14 protein-coding genes and 1 pseudogene are annotated in these 16,225 nt (G+C 63.5%); 9 read left to right on the plus strand and 6 right to left on the minus strand.

What is annotated here, in order from left to right:
* Window positions 1–46 precede the first annotated feature (46 nt).
* Window positions 47–2,176, plus strand: a complete 2,130-nt coding sequence (locus Q0603_RS09465) for a class I SAM-dependent methyltransferase (RefSeq protein ID WP_298724949.1) — start codon at window positions 47–49, stop codon at window positions 2,174–2,176.
* On the opposite strand, the gene Q0603_RS09470 is transcribed toward Q0603_RS09465, so the two are convergent.
* The gene (locus Q0603_RS09470; protein WP_298724951.1) at window positions 2,177–2,962 is read right to left on the minus strand and encodes an HpcH/HpaI aldolase/citrate lyase family protein; all 786 of its coding nucleotides are present in this window, start codon (window positions 2,960–2,962) and stop codon (window positions 2,177–2,179) included.
* A gap of 18 nt (window positions 2,963–2,980) precedes the next feature.
* Window positions 2,981–4,720, minus strand: coding sequence for an L-arabinonate dehydratase (araD, locus tag Q0603_RS09475; RefSeq protein ID WP_298724953.1), 1,740 nt, complete (start codon window positions 4,718–4,720; stop codon window positions 2,981–2,983).
* Between the two features lie 164 nt (window positions 4,721–4,884).
* On the opposite strand from araD, the gene Q0603_RS09480 reads away from it, so the two are divergent.
* The 3 genes and pseudogenes from Q0603_RS09480 to Q0603_RS19355 all read left to right on the plus strand — a co-directional run bounded on the left by Q0603_RS09480 (window position 4,885) and on the right by Q0603_RS19355 (window position 8,398).
* Window positions 4,885–5,466, plus strand: a complete 582-nt coding sequence (locus tag Q0603_RS09480; protein WP_298724954.1) for a chemotaxis protein CheW — start codon at window positions 4,885–4,887, stop codon at window positions 5,464–5,466.
* 1,107 nt (window positions 5,467–6,573) lie between these two features.
* Window positions 6,574–7,878: pseudogene (locus tag Q0603_RS19350) on the plus strand (methyl-accepting chemotaxis protein); the annotation flags it as partial.
* A gap of 157 nt (window positions 7,879–8,035) precedes the next feature.
* Window positions 8,036–8,398: a pentapeptide repeat-containing protein gene (locus Q0603_RS19355; protein WP_366132471.1), complete on the plus strand. Its 363-nt coding sequence runs from the start codon at window positions 8,036–8,038 to the stop codon at window positions 8,396–8,398.
* 42 nt (window positions 8,399–8,440) lie between these two features.
* On the opposite strand, the gene Q0603_RS09490 is transcribed toward Q0603_RS19355, so the two are convergent.
* Entirely contained in the window at window positions 8,441–8,620 is a 180-nt protein-coding gene (locus Q0603_RS09490) for a DUF1328 family protein (protein ID WP_298724956.1), read from the minus strand.
* Between the two features lie 382 nt (window positions 8,621–9,002).
* On the opposite strand from Q0603_RS09490, the gene Q0603_RS09495 reads away from it, so the two are divergent.
* Window positions 9,003–9,722, plus strand: coding sequence for an extensin family protein (locus Q0603_RS09495; protein ID WP_298724957.1), 720 nt, complete (start codon window positions 9,003–9,005; stop codon window positions 9,720–9,722).
* A 30-nt stretch (window positions 9,723–9,752) separates the two neighbouring features.
* Here Q0603_RS09495 and Q0603_RS09500 read toward each other — a convergent pair whose 3' ends face one another.
* A complete protein-coding gene (locus Q0603_RS09500; protein WP_298724958.1) occupies window positions 9,753–11,012 on the minus strand; it encodes a glycoside hydrolase family 2 TIM barrel-domain containing protein in 1,260 nt (419 codons plus the stop codon).
* Between the two features lie 342 nt (window positions 11,013–11,354).
* On the opposite strand from Q0603_RS09500, the gene Q0603_RS09505 reads away from it, so the two are divergent.
* The 3 genes from Q0603_RS09505 to Q0603_RS09515 all read left to right on the plus strand — a co-directional run bounded on the left by Q0603_RS09505 (window position 11,355) and on the right by Q0603_RS09515 (window position 14,508).
* Window positions 11,355–11,957 (plus strand): TIGR00645 family protein, encoded by a 603-nt coding sequence (locus Q0603_RS09505; protein ID WP_298724959.1) that lies wholly within the window; start codon window positions 11,355–11,357, stop codon window positions 11,955–11,957.
* A gap of 1 nt (window position 11,958) precedes the next feature.
* A complete protein-coding gene (locus Q0603_RS09510; protein WP_298724960.1) occupies window positions 11,959–13,107 on the plus strand; it encodes a hypothetical protein in 1,149 nt (382 codons plus the stop codon).
* A 72-nt stretch (window positions 13,108–13,179) separates the two neighbouring features.
* Window positions 13,180–14,508 carry an NAD(P)/FAD-dependent oxidoreductase gene (locus Q0603_RS09515; RefSeq protein ID WP_298724961.1) on the plus strand — a complete coding sequence of 443 codons (1,329 nt, stop codon included), beginning with the start codon at window positions 13,180–13,182 and terminating at the stop codon, window positions 14,506–14,508.
* A gap of 20 nt (window positions 14,509–14,528) precedes the next feature.
* On the opposite strand, the gene Q0603_RS09520 is transcribed toward Q0603_RS09515, so the two are convergent.
* Together Q0603_RS09520 and Q0603_RS09525 are read right to left on the minus strand one after the other, a co-directional pair.
* The gene (locus Q0603_RS09520; protein WP_298724963.1) at window positions 14,529–14,753 is read right to left on the minus strand and encodes a hypothetical protein; all 225 of its coding nucleotides are present in this window, start codon (window positions 14,751–14,753) and stop codon (window positions 14,529–14,531) included.
* A 123-nt stretch (window positions 14,754–14,876) separates the two neighbouring features.
* Window positions 14,877–15,191 (minus strand): (2Fe-2S) ferredoxin domain-containing protein, encoded by a 315-nt coding sequence (locus Q0603_RS09525; protein ID WP_298724965.1) that lies wholly within the window; start codon window positions 15,189–15,191, stop codon window positions 14,877–14,879.
* Window positions 15,192–15,586: 395 nt separating this feature from the next.
* Between Q0603_RS09525 and Q0603_RS09530 the strand changes: the two genes are divergently transcribed.
* Window positions 15,587–16,213 carry an outer membrane beta-barrel protein gene (locus Q0603_RS09530; RefSeq protein ID WP_298724967.1) on the plus strand — a complete coding sequence of 209 codons (627 nt, stop codon included), beginning with the start codon at window positions 15,587–15,589 and terminating at the stop codon, window positions 16,211–16,213.
* The last annotated feature ends 12 nt before the right edge of the window (window positions 16,214–16,225 follow it).

Below are 16,225 nucleotides of genomic sequence, written 5' to 3' on the forward strand. Positions count from 1 at the left end.
CTAATCTGCTAGAGTAAGCAACTTCCACCCCCCTCTGCAAAGCGAAATGTCGCTGCCCCCCGCTGACGCCGAATACCGAAGGACCTACCTCGCGCCGTTTCTGCGGGCATCGATCCGTGCCATCGAAGGCGGCCAGTTGGGGCAGGCGGATGGGGTGCTCGACGGTATACTGCAGAAGGAGCCGGACTTTCCCGATGCCCTGCATCTGAAGAGCCATATCGCGCTCCAGCGCGGCAATCTGCCGGTGGCAAAACAGATGATCGAGCGCGCGATCGACCTCGCCCTCGAAACCGGCACGCCGGTTGAACAGTATTATCTGACGCGGGGCCATATCCTCCTCGCCGATGGCGCCTATGACCTTGCGCGGGAAAGCTTCGACGAAGCGCTCGCCATCGACCCGGAGCTGGCCGGCGCCTATGTCGGGCATGCTCATGCCGATCTGACGGAGGGCAAGTTCGACAGCGCCATCGAGGCATTGTCCATCGCGCAGCGAAAATCGCCGCAGCCCGATCCGGAAATCAATTACCTTTGCGGCTATGCGCTGCTGGGCAGCGGCGAGACACAGCGCGCGCTGGAGCACTTCACCGTGGCGCTGAAGACCGCGCCCAATATCGTTCGCTACAAGACGGGCTTCGCCCGCGCGCTGAGCGCGCAGCGTATTGAGCAGCCCGATCCCGCCTTGACAGAGTTGATCCTGTCCCTGCTGGGCAAACCGGGCGTCGAACCGCGCGATCTCGCGGCCTATATCGAAGGCATCATCCTGGCGAGCCCCAGCATCTCGGCTCTGGCTGTGCTGGAAAACCTGCCGATGGATGCCGTTGCGGCCCATCTGGAATTGCCTGACTTTTCAGATCCGGCCGAAGATCCCGCTGTCGCGGCCTGGCTGCGGTATGGTCTGGTCAGTTCGCTGGAGCTTCAGAATCGACTGAATGCCTTGCGCCGCGGGGCATTGTATCTCGCCGCCCATAAACCGGCCGCATTACAACGCTTCGCATCCTTGCTGTCGCTGCTGGCGATCAGTGCCTTCCATGCGGAATACATCGATCCGGTCGGCGGTGCCGAGCAGGAACTGCTGTCGCGCTTGGACGCAACTCTCACAGATTCCGACCCGTTGCTGACGGCCGCACAATTCGCCGTCTACGCCTGCTACCGCCCGTTATGGCGGCGCGAGGATGCACCTCGCCTGTCGAACCAGACATGGCCGATCGCCTATCAGGAACTGAAATGCATCCAGCTTGACGAGCCATTGGTGGAACGTGCCCTGCTGGACTCGACACCGGTACTGACCCCCATCGATGAAGCCAGCCAGGCTGTGCACGAGATGTATGAGGAAAGCCCGTTCCCGCGCTGGCAGCAGCCGGTCCTCAGCATGCCATCGGCTTTGGCGATCCGCTTGCGCGCGGCCCTGCCCTACCAAACCTTGCCGCTGCCCTATTGTGCCGCGCCGGACATTCTCGTCGCCGGCTGTGGTACGGGACTGCATGCCATCCTGGCCAGCACCAGCTACTACAATTGCCGGGTGCTGGCGGTCGATCTCAGCCGCGCCAGCCTTGCCTATGCCCGCCGCAAGGCCGCCGAACTCGGCATCTGCAATCTCGACTTCGCCCAGGCCGACATCCTGCGACTGGGTGAGATCGAACGACGCTTTGACATAATCGAAAGCTTTGGCGTGCTGCATCATTTGCGCGATCCTGCGGCCGGGCTGGCACAGCTCATCACCCTGCTCAAGCCCGACGGCTTCATGATGCTGGGGCTGTATAGCGAAATCACCCGCCGTGACGTGGTTGCGGCCCGCGAACTTATCGCCCGCCATGGCTACACCGACAGCGCGGAAGATATACGCCGCTTCCGGCACGATCTGCCGCGCCTGGATGCAGCCTTGGCCGAGCGTCTGGCACGCTTCAGCGCCTTCCATGCCTTAAGCGATCTGCGCGATCTGCTGTTTCACCGCCGGGAGCATCGCTATACGCCGCAGGGCATTCGGGCCTTGCTGGACGGAGCCGGGCTGGAGTTCCTCGGCTTCGAGTTCGGCCTGCCCAGCATTCTGGCAAAGTATCGCAGCCGCTTCCCCGACGATCCTTTGGCGGTCAATCTCGACAATTGGGCAGTAGTCGAACAGGACAACCCGGACCTGTTCGCCCATTGCTATCGTTTCTGGGTGCGCCGCAAGCGGTGATCAGCGGCCAAGATGGCTGCGGAAGCGCTTGACGATCTCGCGCGTCGCCTTGGTCAGCAGGCCCTGATCCACGCCGACAGCAACGAAGGTGAAGCCGGCATCGAAATAGCGCCGTGCATCGTCTTCGTTGGGCGCCAGGATGCCGCAGGGCTTGCCTGCCGCCTTGCAAAGCTCCAGGCCGCGCATGATCGCCGCCTGCGCCTCCGGATGCGCCGGGTTGCCGAGATGGCCGACATCGGCGGACAGATCGGCCGGGCCGATGAAGATGCCGTCGATGCCGTCGACCTTGGCGATCTCCGGGATACGTTCCAGCGCCGCGCGGGTCTCGACCTGAACGATGACGCCAATTTCTTCCGAAGCCTTGGCGTGATAATCGGCGATCAGGCCGTAGCGGTTGGCCCGCTGTGAGCCGGAAACGCCACGAATGCCATGCGGCGGATAACGCGTGGCAGCCACTGCCTGGGCCGCTTCCTCGGCACTCTGCACGAAGGGCAGGATCAGGTTGGGCGATCCAATATCCAAAAAGCGTTTGATCAGCACCGGATCGTTCCAGGCCGGGCGCACCACCGGGGTGGCGGTGGTGTTGGCGTCGATCTGCATGGCCTGCAGTTGCTGCAGCACCATCGGCAGTTCATTGGGCGAATGCTCGGTGTCGATCACCACCCAGTCAAAGCCCGCCGTAGCAACGATCTCGGCCACGATGTTGCTGCACAGCATGCTCCACAGACCGATCTGCGGCCGTCCTTCCTTGAGCGCGCGCTTGAACGCGTTCACTGGCAATTTCATCTTATGTCTCCAGTCGGTTCAGTGGATTTCGGGTTCCGGCGTGGGGGCACCGGCATGCAGGAAGTCGAAGTCGCAGCCGCGTTCAGCCTGCGTGATGTGCTGTGAGAACATCGCGCCATAGCCGCGCTGATAGCGCGGCGGCGGCGGCGTCCAGGCAGCGCGGCGCGCAGCTAGTTCTTCATCCGAGACCTTCAGGTCCAGCCGCCGCTCGGCCACATTCAATTCGATCATGTCGCCGGTACGCACCAGCGCCAGCGGCCCGCCGATGTAGGACTCCGGCGAGATGTGCAGCACGCAGGTACCGTAAGACGTGCCGCTCATGCGGGCATCCGACATGCGCACCATGTCACGCACGCCCTGCTGCAGCAGCTTCTTCGGGATCGGCAACATGCCCCATTCGGGCATGCCAGGGCCGCCTTGCGGGCCTGAGTTGCGCAGAATGAGTACGCTGTCCGGGGTCACCGGCAGATTGGGATCGTCGATGCGAGCGGCCATGTCGTTGTAGTCCTCAAACACCATGGCCGGGCCGGTATGGTTGAGCAGCTTCGGATCGGCGGCGCTCGGCTTGATCACCGCGCCATTGGGCGCGAGATTGCCGAACAGGACCACGAGACCGCCGCTTTCCGCAATCGGATTGTCCAGCGAGCGGATGACATCGTCGTTATGCGGCTTGGCCCCGGCGATATTCTCGCCCAGCGTCTTGCCGTTCGCGGTCATGCAATGCAGCTTCAGCTTCGGCGCGAGCTGGCTGAGCAGGGCGCGGATGCCGCCGGCGAAGTAAAAATCCTCCATGAGGTATTTGCCGCTCGGCCGCAGATTGGCGATTACCGGCACCTCGCGGGAAATCTCGTCGAAGCGCTTGAGCGGCAGATCGACGCCGGCGCGTGCCGCCATGGCGACGAGATGGATGATGCAGTTGGTCGAGCCACCGACCGCCATCGCGAAAGTAACGGCGTTGTCGAAGGAATCGGCCGAAAGGATGTCGGTCGGCTTGAGATCCTCCCAGACCATCTCGACGATCCGCCGTCCGGTATAGCTGGCCATGCGAGCATGGCCGGAATCTGCCGCCGGGATCGAGCTCGAGCCGGGCAGGCTCAGGCCCAGTGTTTCGGCGATGCCGGTCATGGTGGAGGCCGTGCCCATGGTCATGCAGTGGCCTGGACCGCGTGCGATGCCCTCCTCGATCTCGCCCCAGGCCTGCCGGTCGATATTGCCGGCGCGCAGCTCGGCCCAGTATTTCCAGGCGTCCGAGCCGCTGCCCAGCGTGTTGCCGCGCCAGTTGCCGCGCAGCATTGGCCCTGCAGGCATGAAGATCGCCGGGATGTTCATGCTGATGGCGCCCATGATCAGCGCCGGGGTGGTCTTGTCGCAGCCCCCCATCAGCACCGCGCCGTCGATCGGATAGGAGCGCAGCAGTTCCTCCGTCTCCATCGCCAGCAGATTGCGGTAGAGCATGGTGGAGGGCTTCTGGAACGGCTCGCTCAGGCTGATCGCCGGCAGTTCCAGGGGAAAGCCGCCGGCCTGCCACACGCCGCGCTTCACCTCTTCGGCGCGCTGGCGGAAATGGGTATGGCAGGGATTGATGTCGCTCCAGGTATTGATGATGCCGATCACCGGCTTGCCGGCGAAATCCTCACGGCTGAACCCGATCTGGAAACTGCGCGAACGATGGCCGAAGGAACGCAGATCGTCGACTCCAAACCAGCGGTGGCTCCGCAAATCCTCAGGCCGCTTCACACGGCGCCGGCCATCACTCATAGACTGCCCCTCCTCCCGGGTATTTCGTTGAACAGTTTGGAATAACAGAAGAATTAATGTATGCGTGGCAAGAGGAAATTACTTACCGGCTGGGCCGCCGATTTGCTAGAACTGTTTCCGGCAATGGTTGAGCCGGGAGAGCAGGCAGGCTCGAAGGAGGGATCATGACGCAACTTCCCACCGCACCCCAGACTCCGATTCCGGGCATGCCGGCTGGCATCGCCTCCGGACGCGCACTGACCGCTGGCGCGGATGTTTCTTCGAGCAGCAATGAATATCTCACCTTCGCCATCGACAATCAGTATTACGGTATCGACATTCTCTCGGTGCGCGAGATCCGCGCCTGGACCGAGGTGACCGGCCTGCCGAATACGCCCGACTACGTCCGCGGCATCATCAATCTGCGCGGCACTATCGTGCCGATCTACGATCTGCGCGTTCGCCTGGGCGGCGGCCGTACCAACCCGACCCGCATGCATGTGGTGATCGTCGTGGTGGCAGCCAACGGCACCTTCGGCCTGCTGGTGGATTCGGTTTCCGACATCCTGTCGATCGACAACCGCGACCTGCAGGCTGTGCCGGAAACGGGCATGGAAGCCGATAACCGCTTCCTGAGCGCGCTGGTCGCCCGCGAAGAGCGGATGGTCTCCATCATCGATCTCGACCGCTTGGTGAACCAGGACACCGCCGCTCAGCTGGAGCAACTGGCAGCGCAGCAGCCGGCCGCAGCCGAGCCCGCCGCTTAAGTTGAGCCAGACAAAACCTACACCCCTGAAGGTTGGTGTCGGCTCGAAATCTCTGCGCAGCGGTCTGCGCCACTTTGGCGATGAGAGAGTGGTTCGCTGCCGTTATCTAATTTGTCGATAACGTCAAGAAATTTACCAAGCGACACACAATCACTGCCTGTAGCATGCGCCGCCAAATCGCCCGGATGTACCGGTGCGGCAACAGGGAACATCGCTATGAAGTCGCTTTCCATTCGTACCACATTGGGCCTGATCATCGGCCTGCTGGGCCTGCTGCTGGTGGTATTCAGCATCAGCGCGCTAAACACTGCTTTGGAGCGCAACCGTACGGCTCATAAGGTTGCCCAGCTTGCGCCGATCAGCCAGAACTTGTTCAGGAGCCTGCAGCAGCATCGCCTCGAACGCGGCAATATTCTGATCAACCTGCGTGCCGATGCCCCCGCCACGAAGCAGTCGATCGACGAGATCGCTGCGCAGCGCGATGGAACTCGCGAAGCCTTCAACGCCGGCTATAACGCGCTTGCCGCAATCCCCGATCTGCCCGGCGCGGCGCAACTGCTTTTGCGGCTGAAATCCACCCACGACGCCGTCGAAGTACTGCGCCCGAAGGTGTTCACCGCCATGACCCAGCCCAAAGCCCAGCGCGATGTGCAAGTCCTACAGGAATGGCCGCGCGTCACGCAGTCGTTTCTCGACACGGTGCAGGAGACTTCCGATTTCCTCGAAAGCTCTGCGATGCTAATCGATCCCGTGGTCGATCAATTGCTGAGCGTAAAGCAGAATGCCTGGACGATACGCGCCAATGCCGGATCGATGGTGCTGCGGCTGCTGACAACCATGTCTGCCGACCAGGTTTGGAGCACCGAGGACATCATCGCCTACGCCGAGGATGACGGCCGTACTCAGACAGCCTGGAACATCGTCTCCGCCATCGGCGCGCGCATCGATACGCCGCCAGCGGTGGCCGAAGCCATCAACAAGGCGAAGGCATTCTTCTCCGGTCCACTGCTGGAAGAGCGCAAGCTCATCGCAAAGGCGTTCAGCAGCGGTCAGAAATCTCCTGTCCCACAGGCCAAGTATCAGGAGCATGCCAGCGCCGACCTCAGCATGCTTAATGCGGTAGCCAATGCGGCGCTGGATGTTCTGGTGATCCATGCTGACAAGCAGGCTGCCGAAGCGACCCGTAGTCTGGTGCTGAATGGCGTTCTGCTGGCTGTTGCGGTTGCCTTCACAGCCATCGGCTTCCTGATCGTGCAATGGCGCGTCAGCGGGCCGATCCAGCATATGACGGCCGCGATGCAGAGGCTGGCCAACCGTGAACTCAGCGTCGAAATCCCGCATGTCGATCGCGGCGCGGAAATCGGCCAGATGGCGAAGGCCGTGCAGGTGTTCAAGGACAACATGATCGCCCGCGAAGAGGCCGAGGCGCAGATCGCGCGCCAGCGCGAAGAGGACGACAAGCAGCGCCGCGAACGCGAGGCACGTGAAAAAGCGGCCGGTGAGGAGATCGCCGCGCTGGTCAGCAAGGTGGCCGCAGGCGATCTCAGCGGTCGCATCGACGAAAGTGGCAAGGAGGGCTTCTTCCTCGCCACCAGCCAGCAGCTGAACCGCCTCACCGCAACCTTGCAGACCATGACGAACGAACTCGCCGACACCGCGGGCGCCATGGCCAATGGCGACCTGACCAGATCGGTGAAGGGCAACTATCACGGCGTCTTCGGTCAGCTGAAGGAGGGCGTCAACGGCATGGCCGGCCGCCTGCGTGATTTTGCCAACCGGCTGACCGAGACGGCGCAGTCGGTGAAGATCGCGTCTGCGGAGATTTCCGCCGGCAGCCAGGATCTGGCGCAGCGTACCGAAAGCCAGGCTGCTTCGATCGAAGAGACTGCCGCATCAATGCACGAGATCACCACGACGGTGAAGCAGAACGCGGAGAATGCGCAGGCCGCCAATCAGCTTGCCGGTGCCGCACGCGATACCGCCGAGAAGGGCGGCATGGTCGTGGCCGACGCCGTCGCTGCTGTCAGCCGCATCGAGGAAAGCGCGCAGAAGATCAGCGACATCGTTTCGCTGATCGACGAGATCGCCTTCCAGACCAACCTGCTGGCGCTCAATGCCTCGGTGGAAGCCGCGCGTGCGGGCGAAGCGGGCAAGGGCTTTGCCGTGGTGGCGCAGGAAGTGCGTGCGCTGGCACAGCGTTCGGCCAATGCCTCGAAGGACATCAAGGCGCTGATCACGGAATCGAACCAGCAGGTGAAGACCGGCGCGACCCTGGTCGGCCAGACCGGCGGCAGCCTGCAGGAGATCGTCAATGCCGTAAAGAAGGTGGCCGATATCGTAGCCGAGATCGCCGCCGCCAGCCGCGAGCAGGCCATGGGTCTGGAGCAGATCAATACGGCTGTGGCCAGCATGGACGAGATGACCCAGCGCAACGGCGCACTGGTGGAAGAGACTTCGGCCTCGGCGCAGGCGCTGGCAAGTCAGGCGCAGGATCTGGCCGGACTGGTCGCCTTCTTCCGCACTGGCAACGAAACCGTCTCTGCCGCGCCAGCGCGCATCGCCAATACCAATGCCGCGCCGGCCGCAGCCAGGTCTGCAACGCAGCCTGCTGAGGCGCGCAAGATTGAGCCGAGCAAGACTGACAAGGCCAAGGCTGACAAGAGCAAAGCTGAAGCGAGCGAGCCTGAAGCGCGTAAAGCCGCGCCGGCGGCCAAGCCTGCACCAGCGCCGCAGCCGAAGGCACAGCCTGCAGCCCTTGCAGCCCCGGCGGCCAGCAACACCGCCCCGTCGTTTGACGACGACGACTGGCAGGAATTCTGAGCCAGCCACCCTTTCTGCATCTGTCCTTCCCGCATCCGTATCGCAGGATGCAGACAAAAAAATGACGGATACCGAAGTATCCGTCGAGTTGGGGGGAAGGACAGGAAACTAGATCCCGGCGCGGCCGCTGAACCGCGCCGGGGTCATCGGACGCTTACGTCAATGGCGGTCGCCGACCCGTGATGAGATGGGCGATCAGACTGACCACGAAGACCGCCAGGAAGACGAAGAACAGTATCTGCGCGATGCTGGCGGAAGCCGCAGCGATACCGGTGAATCCGAATACGCCGGCGATAATCGCGAGAATGAAGAAGATCAAAGCCCAGTACAGCATGGTCGCTCTCCTTTGCATCTGACCGCCGGTCGCAAGCCTGCAACCTGCTGGCCTGACCGGAACCGCTTTGCATTGGGACGCGGCTAGCCACTAACCCGGCTGCGTCGGATTTGTGCCATCGCCTTTCAGAGCGCTTCCGCAGGGCATGTCTCCGGTAACGACTGGTCGGAGACGCGGGAGAACTGAGCAGGGAGATGACGCAACCCGTCGTTCCAATGCGAGGATGGTCGGGTTCGATTGGGGCGGGATTCCATTCAAATTTAGGCAATACCGGGGCATTTGCTTCGCCGTGCGGGAACGCCGGCCGGGTTCACGCCGTTGTCACCGCAGTTCTGTCACGCATCAATCTGACGCATCAAAATGCGAGGCGGTGGACATCGGCATGGCTGCGCAGCCCAAGAAATGGTTACGGGTGTGGTTGATGCCTTTGGCCATTCTGGGCGCGGTGCTGGCCTGGCGTTCCGGATGGATTGTGTTGCCGCGCGAATACGATCCCTTCGCGCCGCTTCATGTCGCCGACCCGCGCACCATCGTCACCGGCTTCAAGCTCCGGCGCCTGCGCAGCGATGACGGCTATTGCAGCCTGTCACTGGAATCGTCGCAGCTCGATTATCTTCCCGTCGCCGATATGAGCCGCGAGGAGGGCTGCGTGCTGCTGAACACTGTGCGGGTTGCGCGCTCGCATCTGCGTTTCAACGCCTCATTTGTGGCGAGCTGTCCGCTGGCGGTTTCTTACGCGATGTTCGAGCACCACGGCCTGCAGCCGCTGGCGCGTAAGCATTTCGGCCAGGAGGTCGACAGCGTATCGCATCTGGGATCCTATGCCTGCCGCAATGTTCGCGGCAGCGCGCGCCGCAGCGAGCATGCCACCGCCAATGCACTCGATCTTGCGGCGTTGACGCTGCGGGATGGCCGCCGCATCGATGTGCGACGGCACTGGCAGAAGGATACGAAAAGCGAAGCGGCGGAGGCGGCGTTCCTGCGTGACCTGCGCAATGAAGCCTGCCGCTTCTTCCGCATTGTGCTGGGGCCGGATTACAACGCGGCCCATCACGATCACTTCCATCTCGGCGTCGGCAGCGGCTTCACCATCTGCCGCTGACGATGCCGTGGCGACTGCTTCACTTGGGATTTACTTTACCCGGAAGGGCAGGTTCGCCGTCGCCGCTGCGCCCTTGCCGTCACGCACGGTCACGAACAGGCGGTAATGGCCCGGCTGCAATCCGGCGATGCCGACGCCTTTCGGGCTTGGATCGCGGATCGCCTGCGGAAAGGCAGGCGGCACCTGTTCGGCATCGCCGAATTTGCGCTGCTCCGCGCTTTCCGCCATCACGGTCCATACCACGCCGAGCGGGTCGCCATCGGGATCGCTGACCGTGATCTCGGCGCGGGCCGTGGCGTCGCGGTTCCATTCATTGCCCTGCACGAACTGGAAGTTTTCGATGCGCGGCGCCTGATTGCGGTTGGGCGTGGCTCCGCCCCAGGCAGAGGCCATTACCTCGGCTGTGCGCTGCCATTCGCCGCTTTGCAGCAGCAGGCTGTGCCAGGTGGGCGTGACTTCCTGCTTCTGGCCCCAGTAGAAAACGATCTGGCCCTGGGTGGTCGATTTCAGCGCGTGCAGATAGCGTGCCAGCAGCACCGCCTTCTCGCCGCTGGAGGGTTCGATCGGCGCGCCCCAGTCGGTGCGCGGCGCCTCCCACTGGCCCTTCGGGCCCATCTCGGTGATGACCAGGGGGCCTTTCCAGCCCTGGGCGCGGGCGCGTTCGCCAACCGTCAGCAACGCATCGCCGTAGGAGTTGATGCCGAGCACCTGGATGCTGGGCGCATGACGGCGCAGCTTGACGATCTTGTCGGTGCCGGTTTCCGCCAGCACCGCCATGGTCGGATGCTTGGGGTCGAGCCGGCGCACGATGCGGGCGGCTTCCTCGATGGCGGGCCAGACCTGGGAATCGTCGGTCAGTTCAGCCTCGACCTCGTTGCCGATGCCCCACATCAGAAGAGCGGGATGATCGCGGAAACGTTCGACGAATTCGGTGAGCTTCTGCAGTTGCGGACCGGTCTGCGCCAGGTCGGTGTAATTGAAGCCGCGGCGTGGATGCTCCATCCAGAAGCCGGCGATCACCTTCAGGCCATGCTTCTGCGCTTCATCGAGCACATAGCCGGTTTCATCGCCATAGGTGCGGATGGTGGTCGCGCCGAGCTGGCGCAGCAGACCAAGGCGGCCCTGGCCGGCAACGCCCTGGATCGTGAAGGGGCGGCCATCGACCAGGATGCGCTCGCCCTGGATGGTGACTTCAGCCGCCTGCGCCGCCGCGCCGGACGCGCAAGCGAGCGACAGCAGGGCAAGCGACAGAACAGCGGACCGGAAAGTGTTTGCGAGTATATGAGGCATGCGGGCAACTCTTGCCGAGAAGCACAGCCGGACGCAAGCCGCGTGTAGCGGTTTCCTCCGGCGGCGTCCACCGGCAGACGGCAGGTCTGGCGAAGCGGGACATGGCCGGCTGATGCGGTTCAAAGTGAGACGTTCAAGTTGGGGGGTCCGGTCCAGCATTCCAAGTGTCGCTTCCCTGCAACAGCCGGCGGCAGTCCCGGTTCCGGTGCCGTCCTGTGTCAATCGATGGCGCCGCCGCTGCAATGCAGTCGTCCGGCTGCTATACCTAGGCACTCGCAATGGCTTCCGCTACCTTATCGCGCATTTCTCGTCTTTCCGGTTCATGGTTTCTGGATAGCCCGCATGGAACGTCTGTTCGAACGTACCCTCTTCGCCAGCCGCTGGGTGATGGCGCCTTTCTATCTCGGCCTGGCCGCTGCCCTGGTGCTGCTGCTGGTGAAGTTCCTGCAGGAGCTGTTCCACGCCATCCCCAATGTCGTGGCCATGAGCGAAAGCGAGCTGGTGCTGTCGATCCTGTCCCTGATCGATCTGTCGCTGGCCGGCAACCTGCTGCTGCTGGTGATCTTCTCGGGCTATGAGAATTTCGTCTCCAAGCTGGATATCGGCGACCATCGCGACCGCCCGGAATGGATGGGCAAGATCGACTATTCCGGCATGAAGCTGAAACTGGTGGCAAGCATCGTTGCCATCTCGGCCATTCAGCTTCTGCGCGCCTTCATGAATATCGGCGCCATGGAGACGGCCGACCTCGCCTGGCTGGTCGGTATCCACATGACCTTCGTGGTCTCCGGCGTGCTGCTGGCGCTGATGGACCGGCTGACGGAATCCGCCGAGGGCCATGGCAAGGATCCGCATCTCGAAAAGGGAACGGTAGTTGCCGAGGGCACGGTGATCGAACACGGATCCGATGGCAAATCGGACAACCAGCAGAACAAGTCGTCCTGACGTGGCGCCGCGCTGGACCAGCACATTGCTGCCCGGCGCATGGCTGTTCGGCTTGCTGCTGCCTGGCCTGCTTCTGCTGGCCGGCTGCGCCGCCGACCGCGACGCGGCTTATCTGCGCATAGACAGCGCGGTGCAGCGGCCGCATTTGCAGATCCTGCCGCATCTGGATGAGGCCGGCCGGCTGCGGCACAGCTTCGATCCGCAGCTTTCCTTCCTTCCGCTGGCCTTAGGGGGCGCGCTGGTCGACTACCGGCGCGGCGTCAGCCGCGGCTTTGCCGATGCCTTCGCCGCCGATTTCAATGCCGTGGTTGGCGATCCCGATCAGCCGCTGCCCGCCCTGCTGCGCGCCGCAGAAGGCTCGGGCGTCCGCCTGCTGCGGCCCCGGCACGAAGATGACAGCGATCGCGGCCTGACGGTTCTGCTCGATGCCTCGGCCGCCGCAGTGATCGCCATGCCGCGCGATCCCGTCCGCATCGACGATTTCGCTGCCGCGGCACAGGCGGCGATCAAAGACGGGCGGCCAGTCTGGGCGCTGCTGCCCGCCCATGGCACGGCGGAGCAGCGCCTGCTGCAGCCCAATGAAGCGCGCGCACTGGCTTATGCCGCGCTGGTGCATGGCGCCAGTGGCCTGATCTGGCAGGGCGAGGACAATTATGCCGCGCGCAATGCCGGCGCCATCGGCATCGCAGCGGCGCCGCAGATCGATTACGGCATCGGCATGCGCGGCGAGACCGATCATGTGGCAATCATGGCACCGCCCTACCGCGCCAGCCCGGCGGAGGTCGCAGCATCAAAAAGGCTATGGGATACGGTTGCGGGGCTGAACCGCGCGATTGCGCGGCTGAGGCCTGCCCTGCTGCGGCCCGATATCGATCAGCCCTACATGATCGCGCTGGCATCGTCTGAAAGCGCCATGCCCGCACCGGTGCGCAGCCTGCTGAAACCCTGGGAGGACGGCTGGCTGATGATCGCGGTCAATCTCGACGCTTATGACCATGCGATCCGCGTCGATTTCGACAGGCCATTGCGGCGGATCGCGCGGTTTACCGGGCCTGACGCCGCCTTGTCGTTGGAGCAGGATTCAGCGCGCGGGCGCTTTTACGACACATTCGAGCCCTATGGCGTTCGGCTCTATCGCATCACGCCGTAAACGCGGCGAACTTCTTCCTGAACAAAGGCTGGCGCCCCGGTTTCTGTCCTGGAAACCGACTGGAGCTATGCAATGGCGATGCGAAAGGACAGCGCGCGGCCGGCGCGCGCGGTGCCGCATGTGGTGATCGTAGGTGGCGGCTTTGCCGGCCTGGAGGTGGCGCGCGGACTGAAGGATGCCGCCTGCCGGGTGACGCTGGTGGACCGCGTGAACCATCATCTGTTCCAGCCACTGCTGTATCAGGTTGCCACCGCCGCGCTGTCGGCGGGCGAAATCGCCCAACCGATCCGCCATATTCTGCGAAACTGCGCCAATACGACCGTGCTGCTGGATGAGATGACCAGCCTCGATGCCGACCGACAGCGCGTGATGCTGGAGGGCGCCGGGCCGCTCGATTACGACATCATGGTGCTCGCCATCGGTGCGACCCATGGCTATTTCGGTCATCCCGAATGGGCACGTTTTGCGCCGGGCCTGAAGACGCTGGACGATGCGCGGCGGATCCGCAACCAGATCCTGTTGGCATTTGAGCATGCCGAGCAAAGCGACAATGAGGTCGAACGTCGGCGGCTGATGACAATAGCGGTGGTCGGCGGCGGCCCAACCGGCGTGGAGCTGGCCGGCGCGCTGGCGGAACTGGCGCGCGAGACCCTGCCGCGTGAGTTCCGCCGCATCAAACCCGAGCAGGCGGAGATCATTCTGTTCGAGGCGGGGCCGCAGCTGCTGCCGCAACTGCCGGAAGATCTGGCCCGCTATGCCGAGCGGGCACTGGTGAAACTTGGCGTGAAAGTGCGCACCGGCGCGCCGGTCCAGGATGTGCGCGCGGACGGCCTGACCGCCGATGGCAGCGTCGTGCCCGCAGCCACCGTGCTATGGGCCGCAGGCGTGGCTGCGCCGCCGCTGGGACGCTGGCTTGGGGTACCGACCGACAAGGCCGGGCGCGTCGTGGTTCAGCCGGACCTGTCGCTGGCTGAACGGCCTGAGGTCTTCGTGCTGGGCGATGCCGCTGCCTGCTTGGATGAAAGCGGCAAGCCGCTGCCGGGCCTTGCGCAGGTCGCGCAGCAACAGGGCCGGCATCTGGGCCATGCCCTGGCGCGGCATCTCGACGACGGTGCGCCGATCCCGCCTTTCCGCTATCGCGAGCGCGGCAGTCTCGCCACCGTCGGGCGCAATGCTGCCGTGGCGCAGTTCGGCCGCACCAGGCTGCGTGGCTTCCTCGCCTGGTTGATCTGGGGAATCGTGCATGTCTTTCTGCTGGTCGGCTTCGAGAACCGCATGCTGGTCGCAATCCGCTGGCTGTGGATCTACACGACCGGCCAGCGCAGCGCGCGCCTGATCACGCGCGAATGCCATGCAAGCGAGCAGCAAAAGAGCGCCCGCCAGTGGCAGGCGCATTCGTGACCGTCACTTCATCGCGCCTGCTATTTATTGGAAAGCTGAAAGCGGTCGCTGAGCTTGTCGGCCACGTCGTCGGGCAGCGCATGGGCATCGAAGGCATGCTGCAATTCATCCGCCAGCGATCGGGCGGCCTCTTCCGACTTGGTGGCGCGCACACGCACCGTCTTGTTGCGGTGGGTGGCGAGCACAAAAGCCGTCGGGCCAGGATGGACCGGAACGAAAGCAATATCGGCGCTATACAGACGCATTCACTCCTCCTCATGCGTCGCGGGGTTTCTTGAATGGGTCGCGGGGTTTCTGGAATTGTCGGGATAGCCCTGCAACCCGCGTTCTGCACAGAAGTTCCCGGAAGAAGGGTTTTCGTCAGCTTTTCAGCTTTCGCGCTTCAGAATCGCGGACAGCAACGTTGCGATGGTGCCTTTTGCCTTCGGCGCGGCGACATAGCTGCGCGTAGGGCGGGTTGATCCGGCCACCGTCACCGAAACGCCATGCTTGGGGCAGATGCCGAGGCAGCGGCAGCGTGCCACCCGCACATCCTTCTTGTGGCCGGCATCCTTGACCGCATGCCTAAGCTCGCTGGCGAGATCCGCGCCCCTGCCGCCGTCGCATTCGGAACAGACCAGCACCAAGGCTGTCGACCAGTCCGGCTCCACCGGCCGAACCGGGTCGTCATCGTCGCGAGACATGAAGTAAACGCCTGCCTTGACCGTCCAAAGGCCTGATGTAACGCGGTCGGACTCAATCGCAAGTGCTGCGCTGGAACTGTTGCAAATCTACAACGCTGCTCGGTTTTCTGCCGACACTATCTTGCTGCTCCGGCGGTTCTGACTAGTTAGACCACGGTTCATGCCGCAGCCTGGTACTGGCATTCCGGTGCGTGAGCCTGGATGCGGGATTGACCAGCCGAATTTCGCAGTTCAGCGCCGGGGGGCGTCGAACTGGGGGGCGGCGGGACCTCTCCGGGTTCCGCCGCTGTCCATGCCGCTCTCCATTCAAGGCTCGGTGATTCGAGGCTCCCCGGCTGATCTGTGAATTCGCAAATCCGCGTAACCATCTCCCCAATAGTTTAAGGTTTGATCACATGCGTCGTCTTCTGCTTTCCGCTGCGGCTCTGGCTTTTCTCGCAACGCCGGCCCTGGCCCAGGATTCCTTCAAGACCGGCTGGTACGGCACGGCGGGCGGCGCCTGGGTAGTGCCGCGCGATTACGAAGGCAATGGCGCCGTCGAGGAGCTGAAGCACGATAACGGCTACGGCTTCTATCTGGGCGCCGGCTACAGCTATGGCAACGGCTTCCGCACCGAAGTCGAAGCCGCTTACGGCCAGTTCGACCATGACCTCGTGCGCTTCCGCTCGCCGGCCGCCACCGTGCAGACCAATGGCAGCGTGGATCAATACAGCCTGACCGGCGCCGTTTTTTACGATTTCGGCAGCTGGGTCGGCCTGACGCCCTATGCCGGCGCGGGCGCGGGCATCCTGTATACCCGCGACGACCGCCGGGCTGTGACCTCGGGCGGCAACACGATCGCGGCGGGCGACGACGGCACGGATCTGACGCTGTTCGGCGAAATCGGCGTCAGCTATCGCCTGACCCAGCAGATCGACATCGTTCCGGCCTATCGCTTGCAGTGGATCAACAATGGCGGCAACGGCACCGATGACGGCAGCCAGCATGTCGCCCGCATCGGCCTGCGTTACTGGTTCAACTAATCCGGCTTGAAA

The organism is uncultured Ferrovibrio sp. (assembly GCF_937960835.1).
Classification (GTDB): Bacteria; Pseudomonadota; Alphaproteobacteria; order Ferrovibrionales; family Ferrovibrionaceae; genus Ferrovibrio.